The sequence below is a fragment of the Streptomyces sp. ME19-01-6 genome (assembly GCF_033793745.1).
GTDB lineage: Bacteria > Actinomycetota > Actinomycetes > Streptomycetales > Streptomycetaceae > Streptomyces.
The window spans coordinates 97,107-116,069 of record NZ_JARAXF010000005.1 but is presented as its reverse complement, the minus strand read 5'-3'; the positions used below and the strand labels follow the sequence as shown (position 1 = coordinate 116,069).

Genomic DNA, 18,963 nt, shown 5'->3' with positions numbered 1-18,963 from the left:
CGCCCCCCACCGCCCTGGCGATGGGGGTTGATTGTGCCCCCCCCCCCCGCCCACCGGCCGGCGTGGCCCCGACACAACCACACCACAAGTCCATGCCGAGTCATGGCGCCAGAGCGGTGGCTACGTCCATGGCAAGGCTCGAAAGCCCAGCCGGGGCGTGCGATTCCTGGTCGACCGTGCGCAGTACCCGCCGGAGAACATAACGGTTTCTTCCCGAGCGGACCGTGTGCAGCAGTGACGCGATGGTCTCCAGTTCCGTTTCCGCCTCGCGCCACGCCTTGCTTTTCGCGAAGGCGGAGAGCAGTCCGATTCTCTCATGCAATGCGCCCCTGCCGTCGGGAATTGTTAAGCGTTCGATGGAGCCGTGGATGGCCGGGATGGCTTCTTCCGGGGCGCCGAGTTCCAGCAACGCCACACCCCTGTGCCACCTTACTTCGCCCTCATCTACCCACCATGTCCATCCCGGGTCGCTGGGGCTTAGGGACTCCTCGACGTACCCCTTTGCCGTTTTGAGAGCGGCCTGGGTGCGCTGATGCTCGCCTATCTGGGCGAGCGCCCGGCCGCGTCGCACCTGGGCCAAGAGCGCCACTCTCGGGGGAACGCGACGCTGGCCCAAAACCTCATCAGCGATACGCAGCGCTTCGCCCGGGCGTCCGATTTCAATGTCCAGCATCGCGAGCAGATCCAGCGCGAACCACTGCATTGACCGGTCCCCCGCGTGGCGGGCCAGCATATGAGACTCAAGAAAGGCGGCGCGGGCGGCATCCCACTGTCCAGCATCGTAGAGCAGCCATCCGGCGACTTCGGCGGACTCCGCCACGGCGGCAAGATAAGCGAGCTGCTCCTTTTCCGGAATCGAACCGCTGTCGAGTTTTCGCTGTGCGGATCTCCACACCTGGACAGCGGTGGGCGCCACCGTGTCGCTACCGTACCTATTGGCATGTTGCAGGAGATAGGTGGCGCTTTCTTTCATGTGCGCGACGCCCGCTTCAGGTCCGTCCGGCTGTGCAGGGAGGTGATTCTTCGTCGCCAGCGCGGCCAGTTCCCCGTCTTGCCCAAGTAGTTCGTCCAATCCTTCCGCCAGTCTTGGGGACGGCTGCTGCTTGCCATTGACGACTCGGGACAGGTAACTCACGTCGTAATTGAGGGCGCGGGCGGCGCCTCTGATGCTCATGCCTTGCGCCGCGAGTGCGGCGCGGACGCGTGTTCGGAAGTCGTCCATGCCTGCTCCGGAAGGTGCTGACCGTTGACTTTCCAGGTTAGTCAACGCCCGTCAACTCCCGTAGGGCTATGGCCATTCGGCAACGTGATCAGACGCAAGGAGCCCCGCGACGGGCGAACGTCCGGGGCGTGGCCAACAGCTACGAAGGAGCTGATCGCATGCGTGACCCTATCCGGTGTGCACTCGAATGGGTGAGGGCAGTTTGCGCCTTACGGCCGTCCGGCCGCCATCGGACCCGCGCGGGTGGTCTCGATGAGCTGCTGGATGCCGCTCAGGGCCTGGTGCAGGCGCGGTGAGGGCGATGTCCGGCCTGCGGCTGCTGCCGTGGTCCGACTCCGACGGCAAACCGTGCTATCTGGCGACGGACGACGGCAACAGCCCGCTGAGCCGCAGAGCGGACGAGATCGAGGCGCTCCAGGTGTCTATGGGGAAGGAGCTCCTCGACCACGCCCGTGCGCTGCTCGGGGACCGGAAGGCGGGCGTAGGGGAACTCCAGTTCCTGGCGGATCGGCTGTGCGAGGCGCTGCGCGACGTGCTGCGGGTGGCCGAGAGCAGAGGCGGGCGCCTGTCCGCACCCGGCGACGGCGCGGCCGACCCGGACGACGGCCCGCATGGGCCGGACCCTCAGCGTGCCGGGGAGTTGTCATGACCGGCTGGCGGATCGGGCCCGTCCCCGGGCGGGGCCAGCGCCGCACGTGCGAGGGGGAGCTCGCGCTGCCGCTCCAGATCAGCAGCGACGGACAGCACCGCGCCATCGCAGAGCTGGAGCTGACCCCCGCGCAGGCGGAACAGCTGCACGCGGCCCTGTGCTACGCGCTCGGCGGGCAGCCCTCGCCCGCCGATGTGCCCGAATGCCGTCAGCCGGTCCGCTACCCAGGCGGCCGGCAGCGGTACTGAAAACCAACGCCCGCCCTCGTCCCCCACGGGGGTGGGCGGTCCTCGGCAGCCGGGTCAGTGCGGACCGGCGCCGCTACCGGGGCCGGGCTCCGTGCGGGACCGGATGACATCGCCGGGCTCGGCCCGGATCAGGCGGTGTCCTGACGCGTCCTCGGAGACGGCGGGCGCGTCGTCGGAGGGCATCGCCTTGGCCTCGCTCTTGAGGATGCGGGTCGACTTGCCCATGGCGCGGACCAGGTCCGGGAGCTTCTTGGCCCCGAGGACGACGATGACGACGATGAGGAGGAGCGACAGCTCACTTATCCCGAGCATCGGTACCTGCTTTCTTCGCGGGGTGGCGGGGCGGGGTGAAGTCGGGGCCGGCGAAGTCCGGGCTGGAGTGGCCGAGGCGCGGGCGGCGGACGGGTTCCACCGTCCTCTGGGGTTGATTGTGGCGCAGTCGCTCGCGCGGGTCAGCACGCCGCGTTCGAGGAGGGCCCGCCGCCAGGCCTCGCGGGCCGCGGCGGTACCGCCGCCGGGCCGGGGCGCCCGAGGGCCCGGCCGGCAGCGGCGGCGGTGAAGGCGGGGGCGTCAGACGCCGACCCCGAAGTCGGAGGCGATGCCCGCCAGGCCGGAGGCGTAGCCCTGGCCGACCGCGCGGAACTTCCACTCCGCGCCGTGGCGGTAGAGCTCGCCGAAGACCATGGCGGTCTCGGTCGCGGCGTCCTCGCTGAGGTCGTAGCGGGCGAGTTCGGCGCCGTCGGCCTGGTTGACCACGCGGATGAAGGCGTTGCGGACCTGGCCGAAGCTCTGGCCGCGGGACTCGGCGTCGTGAATGGAGACCGGGAAGACGATCTTGGCGACGTCGGCGGGCACGGCGGCCAGGTTGACCTTGATGGACTCGTCGTCGCCGTCGCCCTCGCCGGTGAGGTTGTCGCCGGTGTGCTCGACCGAGCCGTCGGGGCTCTTCAGGTTGTTGTAGAAGACGAAGTGCTGGTCGGAGGGGACCTTCCCGGCCTCGTCGCAGAGCAGGGCGCTGGCGTCCAGGTCGTAGTCGGTGCCCGTCGTCGTCCGTACGTCCCAGCCGAGGCCGACCAGGACCGCGGTCAGGCCCGGTGCCTCCTTGCTGAGCGAGACGTTGCCGCCTTTGGACAGGGAAACTCCCACGATCTCCTCCTGTGGTTGGGGCTGCGGTTCGGTGTGCCGGGTTGTGGACCCGGATGGAAAATCTACAGCACTGTAGAAGAAATGAGTGGGGCGGTGCGCGGCCGCCGAGGAGGTACGGTCCTGGGGCGGCCGGTCGCGAGCGGCGCGTCGTGGCGCGGCGCCGCGCCGCGGAGCGGAGGGAGACGGAATGTGAGGCACGACCCCTTGGACCCGGACGAGGACGGTCCGCGCCCGCGTTCTCGCCGACGCGGGCAGGGCGAGCTGGAGGCGCAGGTCCTGGAGGTGCTGAGCCGGGCGGCCGGGCCGGTGACGGCGGCCTGGGTGCAGGAGCGGCTCGAGGGCGACCTGGCGTATACGACGGTGATGACGATTCTGTCCCGGCTGCACACCAAGCAGGCCGTGGCGCGGGAGCGGGTGGGCCGGTCGTTCGTATGGCGGGCCGAGGCGGACGAGGCGGGCCTGGCCGCGCTGCGGATGCGCCGGGTGCTGGACGGTCAGGACGACCGGGAGGCCGTGCTGGCGAGCTTTGTGACGGGGTTGTCGGCGGACGACGAGCGGCTGCTGCGCGATCTGCTGAGCGAGGCGGCGGAGGAGCCGGAGGACTGACCCATGGGCATGTTCGTCTTCCTCCCTCTGGTGCTGCCGCTGACGGCGCTGCCGATCGCGCGCCTGGCCGAGCAGCATCTGCATCCGCGCGCCGCCACCCGCCTGCTGTCGCTCGTCGGGGGCGTGCTCGCACTGTGCTCGACGCTGTGCCTGGTCCTGCTGGTCGTCGTCGGCACGGCCCAACTGCCGGGCAATCCGCTCCCGGACGGCTGGTCCGACCCCGAGGTGCGGGCGGCGGTGCCGTACGACGAGGTGGCCGGGAAGGCCGCGATCGGCGCGCTGGCCGTGGTGGCCACCGGCTGTACGGCCACCCTGGTGCGGCATGTGACGGTGCGGCGGCGGGCCCAGGCGGCGCTGGTCGGCATGCCGGAGTCGCCGGTCGCGGTGCTGCCCGACGGCAAGGCGTACGCCTACGCCCTGCCCGGCGGGCCCGGTGCGTGCCGCAGGCGGGGGCGGATCGTCGTCTCCACCGCGATGCTGGACTGTCTGACCGCGCGCGAACGGCAGGCGCTGATCGCCCATGAGAGGGCCCACCTGGCCGGACGGCATCATCGCTACCTTCTGGTGGCCCAGTTGGCGGCGCGGGCGAACCCGCTGCTGTACGCGCTCCGGGGCGCGGTGGCCTACTGCGCCGAGCGGTGGGCGGACGAGGAGGCGGCCGGGGTGGTGGGGGACCGCAGGGTGACGGCGCGTGCGGTCGGCAAGGCGGCGCTGGTCTCGCGGGGCACACCCGCCCCCACGCTGGCCGGATTCGCCACCCCCGGGCCCGTGCCGCGGCGGGTGGCCGCGCTGCTGGGACCGGTGCCGCCCACGCGCTGGTGGCCGCCCGCGGCCACGGCGGCCGGCCTCGCCGCCTGGATAGCGGCCGCCGGCACCGCCGCGTCCGCGCTGTCCTCGGCGAACGCGGCGGTGGCGCTGTTTCTCGTCCTGCAGGCGGCCACCCCGCTGTGACGGGCGGGCCGTCCTGGGGCGCGCCCTTGCAGGTCGCGTCCTTACAGGTCGAACTCGGCCGGCGGCAGCTCCAGGGCGAAGCACGCCTCGCGCACGATGCCCTGCTCGGTCTTGTCGAAGTTGCCGTCGGCGCCGCCGATGACGATGCCGATCTGGATGACGGCCCGCGCCTCGGCGGGCTTCTTCTTCGCCTTGGCGACCTCCTGCAACAGGCTGACCTTGCCGAACTCGAAGTCGGCGGTGATCTTGTTGAGGTAGTCGTTGAAACGGCGCTGCAGGTCGTCCGCGGCGAAGTTCTGCAGCACCTCGTTGGTGGCGATGAGCTGGGCGACGCGCTGCCGCTCGGCCGGGTCGACGCTGCCGTCCGCCGCCGCGACCAGGGCGCACATCGCCATGCTCGCGTCGCGGAACGCACCGCTCTTCAGGTCGTTCTTCTTCGCGACGAGCTGGGTCTGCATCGTCTGGGCGGAATCCTTGATGCGATCCCACAGGGCCATGAGAACTCCGTATGTGTGTTGTTTCTACAGTGGTGTAAAAATTAGCAGGGTGCGGTCGGGCTGAGTCTGCGTGATGGCCACCGTAGTCCCGGGAGGGAATGCTTTACTATCTTTTTACGTTGAATGAGCGATGAACCCGAGTGAAGAAAAGGAGCGGCGGACCCGCCATGGGTGAACCTCCCAGTACCAGCCGTGCCATCCCCCGTCGGCAGCCGAGCGGTGAATGGGGGGTGGCGCGGTGACCGAGGTCCTGCTGCTCCTGCTGGCGCTGCTCCTCACCCTGGCCTGCGCGGTCTTCGTGGCCGCCGAGTTCTCGCTCACCACGGTCGAGCGCGGTGAGCTGGAGCGCGCGGTCGAGGCGGGCGAGCGCGGCGCCGAGGGCGCCCTGGCGGCCGTGCGCCGGCTGACCTTCCAGCTGTCCGGCGCCCAACTGGGCATCACCGTCACCTCTCTGGTGATCGGCATGCTCGCCGAGCCCTCCCTGGCCGTGCTGTTGCGAGGCCCCCTGCGGGCCGTCGGCCTGGGCTCGGCCGCCTCCTCGGTGGCCACCGTGCTGGGCGTGGCCCTGTCCACCGTGGTGCTGATGGTGGTCGGCGAGCTGGTGCCCAAGAACTGGGCCATCTCCCGTCCACTGGCCGTGGCCAAGGTCGTGGCGGGCCCGCAGCGCGGCTTCACCGCCGCCTTCTCGCCCTTCATCCGCCACCTCAACAACACCGCCAACCGCTTCGTACGCCGCCTCGGCCTGGAGCCCGCCGAGGAGCTGGCCGGCGCCCGCACCCCCGAGGAGCTGGTGGCCCTCGCCCGCCACTCCGCCGCCCAGGGGGCCATCGAGCCGGACTCGGCCGAGCTGTTCGTCCGCACCCTCCAGCTGGGCGAGCTGACCGCCGAGAACGTGATGACCCCGCGCGTGGACGTCCAGGCCCTGGAGGCGCACGCCACGGCCACCGACGCCGCCAACCTCACCTTCGCCACCGGCCTGTCCCGCTTCCCCGTCTACCGCGACAGCCTGGACGAGGTCATCGGCACCGTCCACATCCGCGACATCCTCGCCCTGGACGCCGCCAAGCGCGCCGCCACCCCCGTCACCGACCTGATCACACCGCCCCTGCTGGTGCCCGACACCCTGCCCGTCGGCACCCTGCTGCAGCGGCTGCGCGCCGAGCGCGTCATGGCCGTGGTCATCGACGAGTACGGCGGCACCGCCGGAGTCGCCACCGTCGAGGACATCGTCGAGGAGGTCATCGGCGAGGTCCGCGACGAACACGACCCCCTCGACCCCCCCGACCTGCTGCCCGCGCCCGCCGCCGACGACGGCCGCGCCGTCTGGGAGGCCGACGGCGGCGTCCGCCTCGACCACCTCGCCGGCATCGGCCTCGCCGCGCCCGACGGCCCGTACGAGACCCTGGCCGGGCTGCTCGCCACCCGCCTGGGGCGCATCCCCGCCGAAGGCGACACCGTCCACCTCGACGGCTGGGAGCTGACCGTCCTCGACATCGACCACCACCGCGCCGACCGCGTCACCATCACCGCCCCGGCGCAGCCCGCGACCGAGCCCGCCACCTCACAGGAAGATGCCCGATGACCGTCCTGCAGCTGGCCATCGGCGCCTTCACCCTGCTCACCAACGCCTTCTTCGTCGGCGCCGAATTCGCCCTGATCTCGGTGCGCCGCAGCCAGATCGAACCCGCCGCCCAGGCCGGCGGGCGGCGCGCCCGCACCGTGCTGTGGGCGCTGGAGCACCTGTCCGCCCTGCTGGCCACCGCCCAGCTGGGCATCACCATCTCCTCGCTGGTCCTGGGCGCGGTCGCCGAACCGGCCATCGCGCACCTGCTGGAGCCCGGCTTCGACGCGGTGCACGTCCCGCACGCCCTGGTGCACCCGATCGCCTTCGTCCTGGCCCTCACCGCGGCCACGTATCTGCACATGCTCATCGGCGAAATGGTCCCCAAGAACATCGCCCTCGCCGCCCCCGAGCGCACCGCGCTGCTCCTCGGCCCGCCCCTGGTGGCCGTCACCCGCGCGCTGCGCCCCGTCGTCTTCGGCATCAACGCCTTCGCCAACGCGCTCCTGCGGCTGCTGAAGGTCGAGCCCAAGGACGAGGTCGAGTCGGTCTTCACCGACGACGAGCTCATCCGGCTGGTCCGGGACTCCAGCGCCGCGGGGCTGCTGGACCCCACGGGCAGCGAGCGGCTGCGCGACGCCCTGGAGCTGGGCACCCGGCGGGTCGGCGACATCCTGGTGCCGCTGGAGGAGATGGTCACCGTCGGCCCCGAGGTCACCCCCGACCAGCTGGAGCGCGCCGCGGCCGCCTCCGGCTACTCCCGTCTGCCGGTGATCGGCCCGGCCGGGGCGGTGCTCGGCTATCTGCACATCAAGGACACGCTCGGGGCGACCGACCGGGACAAGCCCTTCCCACGCACCGCCCTGCACGCCGTCACCCGCGTACGCGCCGACACCCCGCTCGACGACACCCTCACCGCGATGCGCGGCGCGGGCACCCACCTGGCGGCGGTGACCGGCGACGACGTCGGCACGGTGCTCGGCTTCGTCACCATGACGGATGTCCTGGACGAACTCGTGGGTCCTGAGCGCATGGCCGTCTAAGTATGTGGACACTGTCTTGCATACGAGACAGGAAATCTGGAGGATGAATCGACGGCGGACACAGGCACACGCACGGCAAAGCGGCAGGAGTGGGGCATTGGGTATCGGCTCCTCGGCACTGCTGGTGTCGGCCGGCGTGGCCTCGGGGCTCGCCGGCTCGATCGCCGGTCTGGCCTCGCTGTTCAGCTATCCGGCCCTGCTCGCGGCCGGGCTGCCGCCCGTGGCCGCCAATGTGACCAACACGGTGGCGCTGTTCTCCAACACGGTGGGCACCGCGGCCGGATCCCGGACCGAACTGCGCGGTCAGCGCGACCGCCTGCTGCGTCTTGGCGTCCTCGCCGCGCTCGGCGGCGCGGCCGGGGCCGCGCTGCTGCTCGGCACCCCCTCATCGGCCTTCGAGGCGGTCGTCCCGTGGCTCATCGCGCTCGGCTCGGTGCTGATCCTCGTCCGTGACCCGCTGCGCCGCCTGGTGGAGTCCAAGGCGCGCCCGATCGACCATGCCGCCGCCGCCCGACCCACGCTCCCCATGGCCTGCGCGGTCCTGCTGGTCGGCCTGTACGGCGGCTACTTCGGCGCGGCCTCCGGCGTGCTGATGCTGGCGGTGCTCTCGCTCTCCGCCGCCGCCGGCGAACCGCTTCCGGTCACCAACGCCGTCAAGAACATCGCCACCGGCGCGGCGAACGTGACCGCCGCGGTCGCCTATGTCTTCGTCGCGCCGGTGCACTGGGGCGCCGCCGTGGCGCTGGGCCTCGGCGCCTTCGCCGGCAGCTGGCTGGGGCCCGTGATCGTACGGCGGCTGCCCGAGACACCCCTGCGGATCGCCATCGCCCTGGCCGGTCTCGGCCTCGCCGTCAGCCTGTGGCACCAGGGGACGTGACCTGCCCGGTCGGCGCCGCTCCCAGCCAGGTACCGCCGGTGCCTGGGCGGCGGCTCACCCCGCGCCGGACGCGGACGGCCGGGCCGAGGACCAGGCCGAGGGCCGGTCCGGGCGCAAGGAGAACGCCGTGTACCCGGCCGTGGCCACGATCGCGTCCTTGACGAGCGTCACGCTCGGCGGGACGGTCACCGCCCCGACCCCCACGTCGTTCAGCGCGGTGATGCGCCACGCCTCCGCCCCGGTCCTGGAGTTCAGCGCCAGCATCCGGCCGAAGCGGTTGCAGAAGTACAGCCGTCCGTACTTCTTTGACCCCACCGGCGCGGACAGGCTCTCCATGTCCGTCGCCCTCCGCCACAGCCGCCGGCCGGTGTCCGCGGACACGGCGCTGACCGTCCCGTTGGTCCGGACGAAGTAGACGACGTCGTTCAGCAGGGTGGCCGTGCCGTACATGGTGTGGGACAACGCGGTCCGCTCGGTCTCGCCGGTGCGCGGGTCCACCCGGATCAGGGCGTTGTACGGCCGCTCGTACCCCCCGTCGTACACCTCCTTCGCGGTCTGCGGCACGACGAACAGGGGCTGCCCGCCGAAGGCGCCGAGGAGCAGCGACTTCTTGGGAAGGGTGGCGAGTTCGCGCTGGGTGCCGTTGTCGGGGTCGAGACGCAGCAGGGTGTACGGGCCCTCGGTGGCCAGGTTGTTCTTGTCGAGGGGCGCGCACAGGACGTACGGGACGCCACCCAGTGCGGACGGTTCGCAGTACTTCCCCGCGAGCGCCGGCGACCGCCACAGCAGCTGGCCCGACGCTCCGTAGGCGATGAGTTCCTGGGCGTCGGCCGACTGCGTCAGCACCCCGCCGGAGAACAGGTCCGCCGTCGCGGACCCGCTGATCTGCTGCTCCCACCGCTGTTCCTTGGTGTCGGTGTCCAGCGCCACCACCCGTCGGCCCGCCGCCGCCGAGTCCTGGTAGACATACACGACCCCGTCGCGCACCCCGATCGGCCGCGACTGCTGGGGGGAGTCGCCCCACCGCCACCGGACGCGACCGGTGGCGGCGTCCACCGCGGCGACGGTGAATCCCGTTCCGCCGCAGTACAGGGTGGTGGCGGCGGCCACACACCCGGACTGCTGGTAGACCACCGGGGGGCCCGGCGTGGTGACGCGCAGCGACGTATGCCAGGGGCGCCAGCCCTCGGGCAGCCCCGCGGCCGGCACGGACGCGGTGGCCTGGGGCGAGGGCGAGTCCGTCGCGAACATCACCGCCGCGACGGTCAGCCCGGTGAGGGCCAGGGCCGCGCCGACGGCGGTGAGGATCAGCCGCCTGCGGCGCCGCCGCCCGGCGGCGGGCTCGCCGGAGGGCTGGGGCGGCAGGGCTTCGGGGGCTCCTTCGGCGTTCGGCCCTTCGGTGGTCGGTCGTTCGGCGGTCGAGGCGGCCGCCGCGGCGAAGTCCGGCAGCGCGTCGAGCATGCGATGCAGCTCGGCCAGGTCGGGCCGCTTGGCGGGCTCCTTGTCCAGGCAGCGTTCGACGATCGCCGCGAGCGGCTCCGGGACATCGTCCAGCGTCGGCTGCTCGTACATCACCTGATAGCCCGATACATACGGGCTGTCGGACTCGAACGGCGCCGTGCCCGTCGTCGCGTACACCAGCAGCGATCCCAGCGAGAACACGTCCGAGGCCGCGGTGACCCCCCGGGGGCTGCGCAGTTGCTCCGGCGACATGAAGGGCGGGGTGCCCAGCACCCGCCCGACGGTCACGGTGAGCGTCTGGTTGCCGGCGGCGCGCGAGATGCCGAAGTCGATGACGCGCGGCCCGTCCTCGGCCATCAGGATGTTGGAGGGTTTCAGATCCCGGTGCACCACCCCGACCTGGTGGATGTCGCGCAGCGCCTCGACGAGACCGAGCCCCAGCGTCCGCAAGCCCCGCCCGTCCAGCGGGCCTTGCTTGCGTACGACCTCGCTCAGGGTGGGCCCGGGCACGTACAGCGTGGCCATCCAGGGCCGTTCGGCATCCGGATCGGCGTCCACCACGGGAGCGGTGAACGCCCCGCTCACCTTGCGCGCCGCCGCGACCTCCTGCCGGAAGCGGGCCCGGAACTCCTCGTCCTGCGCGTACTGCTGGTGCACGAGCTTGACCGCGACATACCGTCCCGAGGCCGAGCGCCCGCGATAGACCACGCCCATGCCGCCCGCGCCGAGCCGGTCGACCAGGGCGTAGCCGCCTATGGATTCAGGATCCCCGGTGCCTAGGGGCATTGCCCATCCTCTTTCGCATCACTCGAACGCCCGTGCCCGCACTAGAGTAGGTTCGACGGCTGGGTGAGTGGCCCACCACGCGCGGGCGGCACTCGCACATGCACCGACCCTCCACACTTCTATGGTCCTGACCCGCCGCCGCCGAATGGCACGGTACGGGGCGCCCGGGCCGGCCCGTACCGTGGGCAGGCGCCGGCGGGACGCTAAGGGGTCGCGCGGGGCAGCGCGCTCGCCGCGTACAGCAGCTCACGCACCTCGGGCACCTCTTCGGCCGAGGCGCTCCACACCAGCCGCAGCCGCAGGTCGCGGGTGGGCAGGCCGAGCCGGACGAGACGGCCGGCCCGCACCCCGTCCGCCACGGCGAACCGGGGGAGCAGCGCGATCCCCAGCCCCTGTTCCGCCCAGGCCCGCATCACCGCGACACCGCCGGCGTCGAGCCGCTCGACGTCGGGTCCGAGGAGTTGGTCGGCGGCCATCCGGAAGGAGCACTGGGCCACGTTGACCAGGAGCTTCTCCCCGGCGAGGTCGGCCGGGCGCAGGGCCTGGCCGGCCAGCCGGTGGCCCGGGGCGGCGACCAGGTCCAGGGGGACGGTGTCGACGTCCAGGCTGGTCAGCGGGGCCTGGGGCACGGGGAAGCCCAGGCCGCCGAGCGTGCTGCCGTGGTCGAGCAGCAGGGCGGCGGTCAGCTTCCCGGCCAGGACTTCTTCGAGGAGCAGATCGCGGCTGGTGGCGACCCGTACGTCCACCGCGAGACCGGGGTGGCGCCGGGCGAGCCGCTGGAGCACGGCCGGTACGCAGGCGGCGGCGATGGTCTCCAGCGCGCCGAGCCGCAGCCCGGGGCCGGCCCCGCTGACCTCCCTGACCGCCTGCTCGGCCTGGTCCAGCAGGCGCCGCGCCCAGGTGACCATGCGCTCCCCGGACGCCGTGGGGCGCATCCCGCTCGCCGTGCGGTGGAACAGGGCGACGCCCACCGCGCGCTCCAGCTCCCGGATCTGCGCGGAGACCGACGACGGCGCGAGGTCGAGGGCGTTGGCGGCCTCGGTGACCGTGCCGTGCTTCACCACGGCCTCAAATGTCCGGAGTTGTTTCAACTCCACGGCTGTTCTGCTCTCTTCTGGCGTCCGCCCGGCCAACCATGCGGGATTTCCGAACGGAGTGTACGGCCGGGCCGGTGGAGCGGGTCGGCCGCCCGGACGCACAGTGCCGGGCATGACGCTCGACAAAGCCACCCGGCCCGCCCCTGCCCCCCACGCAGGCAACGCGGCACCGCGCCGCCACCCCGCCCCCCTGGCCCTCCTGGGCATCTCGCTCGGCTATTTCATGGTGCTCCTCGATACCACCGTGCTGTCCGTCGCCGAGCCGGATCTCGCCGCCTCGCTGCACACCTCGGTGGCCGGCCTCCAGTGGGCGACCACCGGCTACACGGTCGTCTTCGCCGCGCTCCTGCTGTCCGCGGGAGCGGTGTCCGACCGGCTGGGCGCCCACCGCGTCTTCCGCGCCGGCATCGGGCTGTTCGCGGCGGGGTCCGCGCTGTGCGCCCTCGCCCCGACCGTGGGCGCCCTGGTCGCCGTACGGGCGGTCCTCGGGGCGGCGGCCGCCGCCTGCGTACCGTCGTCGCTGGCGCTGATCGGCCGCCTGTACCCGGACCCGGCCGGGCGCGCCCGGGCCGTCGCCACCTGGGCGGCGATCAGCGGCGCCGCCGTCGCCGCGGGCCCTCTGGCGGGCGGGGCGCTGGTGGGCGTCGCGGGCTGGCGTGCGGTCTTCCTCATCAACGTCCCCCTCGGCGCCGTGGTCCTCGCCCTGACCGCGACCCGGCGGCTGCGCTGCCCGCGCGGCGACCGCGACATCGACTGGCCGGCCCAGCTCGCCGCCTGCGCATGCCTGGCGCTGGCCACGGACGGCCTCATCGCGGCGGGCGCACAGGCGTGGGGCCACACCGCCGCCGCGCTGACCGGCGCCGCCGCGGCGGCCGTCGTCTTCGCCCGGCTCGAACGCCGCAGCCTCGCCCCCGTGCTCACCCCGGCACTGCTGCGCTCAGGCGCGGTCCGCGCCGGCCTCGCCGCCGGTGCTGCGGTCAACTTCACGCTCACCGGCACCCTCTTCGTCCTCCCGCTGCTCCTCCAGGCACGCGGCCTGGGGCCCGTGGCCACCGGGCTCGCCTTTCTTCCCCTCACCGTGCCGTTCGCCCTGAACCCGCCGCTGACGGGGCGAATCGTCGCGAAGTCCGGCCCGCGGCCCCCCGTACTCGCCGGGCTGGCGCTCCTCGCCTCCGGCACCGCCACCCTCGCCCTCACGACCGGCACCGACGCCCCGTACGCCTGGCTGGCCGCGGGCCTGTTCCTGACCGGCCTCGGCGTCTCCTTCGCGCTCCCCGCCCTGGTCACCGCCGTGGTCGGCGCCGCCCCCCAGAGCGCGGCCGGATCAGCCGGCGGCCTCCTCAACGCCGCCCGCCAGGCGGGCGCGAGCCTCGGCGTCGCCATCATGGGCGCGCCCCTCATGGCAGGGGGGACGACCGGGGCGTTCTGGGGCTTTCTGATGGCGGCCGTCGCCTGCGCCGCCACGGGCTTGTGGTTCGTGGCGTTCAGGGGTGCATACAAGCGCCCTTGACCACCTTGTCGACCGCGTTGCGCGGCCCGTACACGGCGAGCCCCACCAGGTCCAGCTGGTCCTTCGGCACGGCTCGTACGGCCGCGCGGTTGTCCCGGTCGTTGCCGGTGGCGAAGAGGTCGGAGGTGAACACCGCCCGGGGCAGCGAGCGGGACAGGGCACGGGTGTGCGCCGCGGTCAGCGTCTCCTTCGTCCCCTCGAAGACCAGGACGGGCTGGCGGAACATCGGCAGGTACGGGGTGCCGTCGGCGTCGGCGTACGGTTCGCCGATCACTTCCGGCAGCTCCGAGCCGAGGCCGCTGACCAGGAACGCGGTCACATTCAGCCGCTGCCAGGGCTGGAGGTCCTCCCGCAGCACCACGGCGATCTTCGTATCGAAACGTACGGGGAAGGTCTCAGTCGTCATGCTCCGAGGCTGCCGACCGCCCCGCCGTACCGTCTTGTACGTTTCTTGCATGGTGTCCCGGCAGCACGACGTACGCGCGTGGCGCCCGCGGGTCCCGGGCGTCGCCGAGGTCTTCCACGCCCATTTCACCGAGCACGCGTACCCGATGCACGTCCACGACGAGTGGACCCTGCTGATCGTCGACAACGGCGCGGTCCGCTACGACCTCAACCGCCGCGAGTGCGGCACCCCCCACGACACGGTGTCCCTCCTCCCTCCACAGGTGCCGCACAACGGCTCACCCGCCACCCCGCACGGTTTCCGCAAGCGCGTGCTCTACCTGGACCTGTCCCAGCTGGACGAGGACCTCATCGGCCCGGCGGTGGACCACCCCGACATGGTCGATCCCCTCCTGCGCCGGCGCATCGCACAGCTGCACGCGGTGCTGGAGCGGCGCGGCGACGAGCTGGAAGCCGAGAGCCGTCTCGCCCTGATCGGCGAGCGGCTGCGCGGACACCTGCGGCCCCGGCTCGCCGTCTCCCCGCCCGCGCCGGGCCCCGGAGTGGCCCACAGCCTGCGGGAACTCCTCGACGAGCGGCTGCTCCACGGCGTGACCCTGGACGATGCCGCCAAACAGGTGCACGCCCACCCCACCCACCTGGTGCGGGCGTTCAGCGCGGCCTTCGGCATCGCCCCGCACCGGTACCTGATGTCCCGACGGGTCGACCGCGCCCGCCGGCTGCTCCTCGACGGCCGGCCGCCCGCGGATGTGGCGACCGAGGTCGGCTTCTACGACCAGTCGCATCTGACCCGGCACTTCAAACGGTTCGTGGGCGTCACCCCGGGGCGCTACGCCCGGCCTGTTCGCTGATGTGCGTTGGCTTCACCCTGAAGGCGCTCCTGGCGAGGCCGACACCCCTCTCCTGAGCTGCGTGCGCCCTTGCACGTCCTGTGCCGCACGGCATAAGTTACCGCCAGGTAGTAAGTGCTGCGTGAAGGAGTGCCCATGCCCACGCTGGACCGCCAGGACGATGTCTTCGTACTCGACCTCGGGGACGGCGAGAACCGCTTCCACCCCGACTGGCTCGCCTCCGTCAGCGCTGCGCTGGACGAGGTCCAGGAGGCGGACGGGCCCCGCGCGCTGGTGACCGCGGCCACGGGCAAGTTCTACTCCAACGGCCTGGACCTGGACTGGCTGTTCGCCCACGGCGACCAGCACCACGCCTATGTCGTCTCCGTACACGACCTCCTGGCCCGGATGCTGTCCTTGCCGCTCGTGACCGTGGCCGCGCTGCAGGGGCACACCTTCGCGGCGGGCGCGATGTTCTCCCTGGCCCATGACGTCCGTGTGATGCGCGCCGACCGCGGCTACTGGTGCCTGCCCGAGGCGGACATCAACATCACCTTCACCCCGGGCATGTCCGCTCTCATCCAGGGACGGCTGACCCCGCAGACCGCCCATGAGGCCATGGTCACCGCCCGCCGCTACGGCGGCCACGACGCGCTCGCCGCGGGCATCGTCGACCGTGCGGTGGCCGAGGCCGCCGTCCGGTCGACCGCCATCGAGTTCGCCGCGACGCAGGTGGGCAAGGCCGGAGAGACCCTCGGCACCATCAAGGCCCGTATGTACGCCCCCGCCCTGGCCGCTCTGCGCGACAAGGACATCCCCCTCGGCTGACGCCGACGAGGAGAATCCGACGACGGCCGAGGCCACCAGGCCCGACCGCCAGCACCCCGAAGGAAACCCGCTCCATGCCGACCACAGACCTCACCGCCCTGTCCGGCCTCGACCTCATGCGCTGGATACAGTCCGAGCGCCCCACCGACATCCCCTCCATCGGCCGCCTGCTCGGCATGCGCTTCGAGGAAGTCGAACACGGGCGCATGGTCGTCTCCCTCGACACCCGCCCCGACTTCGCCAACCCCCTCGGCATCGTCCACGGCGGCATCGCCGCCACCCTCCTCGACTCGGCCATGGCCTGCGCCGTCCACACCACCCTCCCCGCCGGGGTCGGCTACACCACCCTGGAACTGAAGGTGAACTACATCCGCGCCGCCCGCACCGAAGGACAGACCCTCACCGCCGAAGGCACCGTCATCCACGCCGGCCGCCGGACGGCGACGGCCGAAGGCAAGGTGCTGGACGAGCAGGGGAAGCTGATCGCCCACGCCACGACCACCTGTCTGATCATCGGAGCCGGGCAGGAAGCGTAAAGCCGAGAGTCCCTGAACGGCTCAGGTCGCGTTCCACAGACGTCGGTAGAAGTCGATCCGTTCCGGGTCGGGAGCGACGCCGTAGGCGTCGAGCAGGGCATCCTCCCAGCCGGGCCCGTAGTTCCATTCGGTGCTCCACGTGGCGACGGCCAGGTCCGCCCACCGGTCGGCGAGGCCGAGGGTGCCCATGTCCACATGGGCGGACCAGGATCCGTCCGCGTGTAGGAGCGTGTTGGGGGCGCAGGGGTCGCCATGGCACACGACCAGGCGGTCGATCGGCGGCGGCGCGGGCAGGTCCGCCGGCGCCTCGACGCCCGCGCGCCGGGCCACTTCCAGCCGGTGGTCGACCGACCAACTGAACGGGCAGTCGGCCACCGGCAGCCGCTCATGCAGCGCCCGGAGCGCCGTCCCCAGCGCCCGGACGGCCGTACCCGGGTCCGCCTTCCACCGTGGGCTGACGGCACTCTCGCCCGGCAGCCCCCGGGTGATCATCCAGGACCCGTCCCCGTCGGCTCCGAGGTCCAGAACATGAGGCACGGGCGTGAAGCGGCCGGCCCAGCGAAGGCGGGTGGACTCAGCGGCCAGATCCGCCCCTGAGTCCTTCGGATCCCACTTGGCGAACAGCCGGTCGTCCCCGCTGCCGAGTTGGAAGGTCAAGCCGCCCAATTCGTTCTGCCATACGGGGAGCACCGGCCGGTCTCCGGCCAGAGCGGTGATCGGAGCAGGCACTCGCACATCGCGAGACGGCGGTCCGGAGATACGCATGTGCGTATGCTCCCCCTCGCGCGGCGCTGGAAGCGAGTGTTTTTCGCGGAAGGGACGTTCAGCCGCTCACGGTGAGACTGGAGTTCCCACTGCTCCGGTACCCCTCCGTCGCGAGGATCATGTAGTACTTGAAACTGCCGAGATTCATGCCGGAACGGGCCCAGGCATCAAAGTGGTTGCCCGTGGTGATGGTTCCGCCCGTCTTCTTCGACTGCCGGACACTCCAGTACTGATTGAACGTGCGCGTGCCTTCGACGGAGGGGGCGTTGTAGCGCGTCGTCTGGTAGATGTCGTACGTACCGCCGTCGCTGGTGACCGCGCCCTTGTACGTTCCGGTGGGCCGGTAGGTGCCCCAGTTGTCGACGATGTAGTACTCCACGAGCGGGTTCGAGGTCCACCCGTAGAGAGCCAGATATCCATTCCCGGACGGGTTGAAGCTGCCCGAGTACTTCACACTCCTGCGTCCGCCGTTGCTCCAGCCCTTACCGCAGACGAAATTGCCGCAGTTGGTCCACGACGTCCGGTAACTGCCGCCTGCGGCCAGGGTCATGGAGACCGACCCGCCACCATCGGTCCAGAACGAGTAGTAGAAGCCGTTGTTGGTGCCGGTTTGGTTCGTGGTGATGGTCGTGTCGGCGTAGGCGGTGCCGGGCAGCATCAGCCCGGACGTGACCAGCGCCAGGGCGCCGGCGCGGCCGATGAAGTCTCTGCGGTTGACCGGGCGGGCGGGGGCGTTGTCCTCGTGCATGCTTTCCTCCTCATGGAGACCGGCGGGAGGCCAGGCAGCGTGATTCGACCTGTCGGGCTCTGGCGTGGGCTCTGACAGGCCTGTTGTCGGCCAGGGTGACGCCGACCGCGCGTCGGCGTCGTGCAACGCGGCGGGGCTGGGTCGGTCGATGCCGACAGTGTTGGACCGGCTCCGTTGAGTGTCAACAGTTTCCGCAAGGATTACGGAAGCCCTGCCCTGGCCTGAGATCTCAAGAGAAAGCATCGTACCTGGTCAATGGCCATGCTCAGCCGGTGGCGTTCTGGCTGGTTGATGAATCTCCGGCCCAGAGATCAGAATCTTGGGTGTCGTTCGCCGAAAAGTTCCGGAAGTTTTTCGGCTCCGCCGCGACGTGGCGGCCTGCCCCGGCGGGCGGGTGGCCGCCGGGACAGGCCGACGCGCGCTCCAGGCCCTGGTCATCGTCACCGTCGCGCCTTCGGCCGTGGTAACTGTGTTATCGCCGAGGCCGAAGTAGCCTCGCACCGTGATCGCCACCTGGCACGGGAATTCTCCCCTCCGGGGCATGTCACGTGCCAATGGGTCGGTGACTCCACTGACGCCCCGTAGCCATCGTGCTCGGCGAAAAGGCAGCAGGCCAGAGCTGCCGGCCCCGACGGCGTAATCGTTCCTCGGATCACCTGGGGGTCGTGCTCGTGCACCCGACGTTGAGGGTGGAGCCGGGCTTGTTCTTCTTCGTCTCCTCGTCCATGAGCTTTCCGTCGACGAATATCTGGCAGCCGATTTCCGTCTTCGGATCCACGGAACCCGCTTGCAGCGTCAGCGATCTTCCCGGCTTCACCTTGAACTTCTTCGACCACGGCGTCTTGACCTTGTCGAGATCCAGATCCGTGTCGCCGCCGCTGTTCTTGGTGTCGGTATAGAGGTTCGAATTGATGCCGGGGATGTATACGCTCGCCGGTGAATCCCCCGTCACCTTGAATTCGACGGTCGCCATGCCGTCGTCGGCGCCCTTGTCGCCGTCGTCGGAGCAGCCTGCCAGCAGGGCTCCCGTGATGACCAGACAGGCCGCAGCCTTATGTGTACGCATTGTTCCCCAACGGTCTTTTCGCGCAGCCGGTTATCGATTCTGTGCAACCGGCCGCGAGTAATCCTCACATGCGTTCTGCCGGGGAACCAGCGTTTCCTGCCGGGTTCCTGGATCAGTTCCGCTGCACCGGA

General features: G+C 71.4%; 21 protein-coding genes. 11 read left to right on the top strand and 10 right to left on the bottom strand.

Annotation, left to right across the window (positions count from 1 at the left end; all coding sequences use genetic code 11):
- Nucleotides 1-100: 100 nt before the first annotated feature.
- Nucleotides 101-1,222, bottom strand: coding sequence for a helix-turn-helix transcriptional regulator (locus tag PV419_RS13885; RefSeq protein WP_319688424.1), 1,122 nt, complete (start codon nt 1,220-1,222; stop codon nt 101-103).
- Between the two features lie 301 nt (nt 1,223-1,523).
- On the opposite strand from PV419_RS13885, the gene PV419_RS13880 reads away from it, so the two are divergent.
- Together PV419_RS13880 and PV419_RS13875 are read left to right on the top strand one after the other, a co-directional pair.
- Nucleotides 1,524-1,871 (top strand): hypothetical protein, encoded by a 348-nt coding sequence (locus PV419_RS13880; protein ID WP_319688419.1) that lies wholly within the window; start codon nt 1,524-1,526, stop codon nt 1,869-1,871.
- Complete coding sequence (locus tag PV419_RS13875) at nt 1,868-2,119, top strand: hypothetical protein (RefSeq protein WP_319688417.1); 252 nt, start codon at nt 1,868-1,870, stop codon at nt 2,117-2,119. Before PV419_RS13880 ends, PV419_RS13875 begins: the two co-directional genes overlap by 4 nt.
- A gap of 54 nt (nt 2,120-2,173) precedes the next feature.
- On the opposite strand, the gene PV419_RS13870 is transcribed toward PV419_RS13875, so the two are convergent.
- Both PV419_RS13870 and PV419_RS13865 read right to left on the bottom strand, forming a co-directional pair.
- Nucleotides 2,174-2,431 (bottom strand): twin-arginine translocase TatA/TatE family subunit, encoded by a 258-nt coding sequence (locus tag PV419_RS13870; RefSeq protein ID WP_319688415.1) that lies wholly within the window; start codon nt 2,429-2,431, stop codon nt 2,174-2,176.
- Between the two features lie 258 nt (nt 2,432-2,689).
- Nucleotides 2,690-3,265 (bottom strand): TerD family protein, encoded by a 576-nt coding sequence (locus PV419_RS13865; RefSeq protein WP_319688413.1) that lies wholly within the window; start codon nt 3,263-3,265, stop codon nt 2,690-2,692.
- A 189-nt stretch (nt 3,266-3,454) separates the two neighbouring features.
- Between PV419_RS13865 and PV419_RS13860 the strand changes: the two genes are divergently transcribed.
- Nucleotides 3,455-3,871 carry a BlaI/MecI/CopY family transcriptional regulator gene (locus PV419_RS13860; RefSeq protein WP_415925300.1) on the top strand — a complete coding sequence of 139 codons (417 nt, stop codon included), beginning with the start codon at nt 3,455-3,457 and terminating at the stop codon, nt 3,869-3,871.
- A gap of 3 nt (nt 3,872-3,874) precedes the next feature.
- Nucleotides 3,875-4,822: a M56 family metallopeptidase gene (locus tag PV419_RS13855; protein ID WP_319688411.1), complete on the top strand. Its 948-nt coding sequence runs from the start codon at nt 3,875-3,877 to the stop codon at nt 4,820-4,822.
- 41 nt (nt 4,823-4,863) lie between these two features.
- Here PV419_RS13855 and PV419_RS13850 read toward each other — a convergent pair whose 3' ends face one another.
- Nucleotides 4,864-5,319, bottom strand: coding sequence for a TerB family tellurite resistance protein (locus PV419_RS13850; protein WP_319688409.1), 456 nt, complete (start codon nt 5,317-5,319; stop codon nt 4,864-4,866).
- Between the two features lie 238 nt (nt 5,320-5,557).
- On the opposite strand from PV419_RS13850, the gene PV419_RS13845 reads away from it, so the two are divergent.
- The 3 genes from PV419_RS13845 to PV419_RS13835 all read left to right on the top strand — a co-directional run bounded on the left by PV419_RS13845 (nt 5,558) and on the right by PV419_RS13835 (nt 8,800).
- Nucleotides 5,558-6,901, top strand: a complete 1,344-nt coding sequence (locus tag PV419_RS13845) for a hemolysin family protein (protein ID WP_319688407.1) — start codon at nt 5,558-5,560, stop codon at nt 6,899-6,901.
- Complete coding sequence (locus tag PV419_RS13840) at nt 6,898-7,923, top strand: hemolysin family protein (RefSeq protein WP_319688405.1); 1,026 nt, start codon at nt 6,898-6,900, stop codon at nt 7,921-7,923. Before PV419_RS13845 ends, PV419_RS13840 begins: the two co-directional genes overlap by 4 nt.
- A 97-nt stretch (nt 7,924-8,020) precedes the next feature.
- The gene (locus PV419_RS13835; protein ID WP_319688403.1) at nt 8,021-8,800 is read left to right on the top strand and encodes a sulfite exporter TauE/SafE family protein; all 780 of its coding nucleotides are present in this window, start codon (nt 8,021-8,023) and stop codon (nt 8,798-8,800) included.
- Nucleotides 8,801-8,854: 54 nt separating this feature from the next.
- Here PV419_RS13835 and PV419_RS13830 read toward each other — a convergent pair whose 3' ends face one another.
- Nucleotides 8,855-11,047 (bottom strand): serine/threonine-protein kinase, encoded by a 2,193-nt coding sequence (locus PV419_RS13830; protein ID WP_319688401.1) that lies wholly within the window; start codon nt 11,045-11,047, stop codon nt 8,855-8,857.
- A 203-nt stretch (nt 11,048-11,250) separates the two neighbouring features.
- Nucleotides 11,251-12,111, bottom strand: coding sequence for a LysR family transcriptional regulator (locus PV419_RS13825; protein WP_319688400.1), 861 nt, complete (start codon nt 12,109-12,111; stop codon nt 11,251-11,253).
- A gap of 145 nt (nt 12,112-12,256) precedes the next feature.
- On the opposite strand from PV419_RS13825, the gene PV419_RS13820 reads away from it, so the two are divergent.
- A complete protein-coding gene (locus tag PV419_RS13820) occupies nt 12,257-13,654 on the top strand; it encodes an MFS transporter (RefSeq protein ID WP_319688398.1) in 1,398 nt (465 codons plus the stop codon).
- Here the strand turns inward: PV419_RS13820 and PV419_RS13815 are convergent.
- Nucleotides 13,629-14,060, bottom strand: a complete 432-nt coding sequence (locus tag PV419_RS13815) for a DUF2000 domain-containing protein (RefSeq protein ID WP_319688395.1) — start codon at nt 14,058-14,060, stop codon at nt 13,629-13,631. The genes PV419_RS13820 and PV419_RS13815 overlap by 26 nt on opposite strands.
- Nucleotides 14,061-14,109: 49 nt before the next feature.
- Here PV419_RS13815 and PV419_RS13810 point away from each other — a divergent pair, with 49 nt between their 5' ends.
- From PV419_RS13810 to PV419_RS13800, 3 genes are all read left to right on the top strand, one after another.
- Nucleotides 14,110-14,910, top strand: coding sequence for an AraC family transcriptional regulator (locus PV419_RS13810; protein ID WP_319688393.1), 801 nt, complete (start codon nt 14,110-14,112; stop codon nt 14,908-14,910).
- 135 nt (nt 14,911-15,045) lie between these two features.
- Nucleotides 15,046-15,717, top strand: coding sequence for an enoyl-CoA hydratase-related protein (locus PV419_RS13805; RefSeq protein ID WP_319688391.1), 672 nt, complete (start codon nt 15,046-15,048; stop codon nt 15,715-15,717).
- A 74-nt stretch (nt 15,718-15,791) separates the two neighbouring features.
- The gene (locus PV419_RS13800) at nt 15,792-16,253 is read left to right on the top strand and encodes a PaaI family thioesterase (RefSeq protein ID WP_319688389.1); all 462 of its coding nucleotides are present in this window, start codon (nt 15,792-15,794) and stop codon (nt 16,251-16,253) included.
- A gap of 21 nt (nt 16,254-16,274) precedes the next feature.
- On the opposite strand, the gene PV419_RS13795 is transcribed toward PV419_RS13800, so the two are convergent.
- The 3 genes from PV419_RS13795 to PV419_RS13785 all read right to left on the bottom strand — a co-directional run bounded on the left by PV419_RS13795 (nt 16,275) and on the right by PV419_RS13785 (nt 18,832).
- Complete coding sequence (locus PV419_RS13795; RefSeq protein WP_319688387.1) at nt 16,275-16,982, bottom strand: aminoglycoside 3'-phosphotransferase; 708 nt, start codon at nt 16,980-16,982, stop codon at nt 16,275-16,277.
- Nucleotides 16,983-17,076: 94 nt separating this feature from the next.
- Nucleotides 17,077-17,766: a glycoside hydrolase family 11 protein gene (locus PV419_RS13790; protein WP_319688385.1), complete on the bottom strand. Its 690-nt coding sequence runs from the start codon at nt 17,764-17,766 to the stop codon at nt 17,077-17,079.
- A gap of 652 nt (nt 17,767-18,418) precedes the next feature.
- Nucleotides 18,419-18,832 carry a hypothetical protein gene (locus PV419_RS13785; protein ID WP_319688383.1) on the bottom strand — a complete coding sequence of 138 codons (414 nt, stop codon included), beginning with the start codon at nt 18,830-18,832 and terminating at the stop codon, nt 18,419-18,421.
- Between the last annotated feature and the right edge of the window lie 131 nt (nt 18,833-18,963).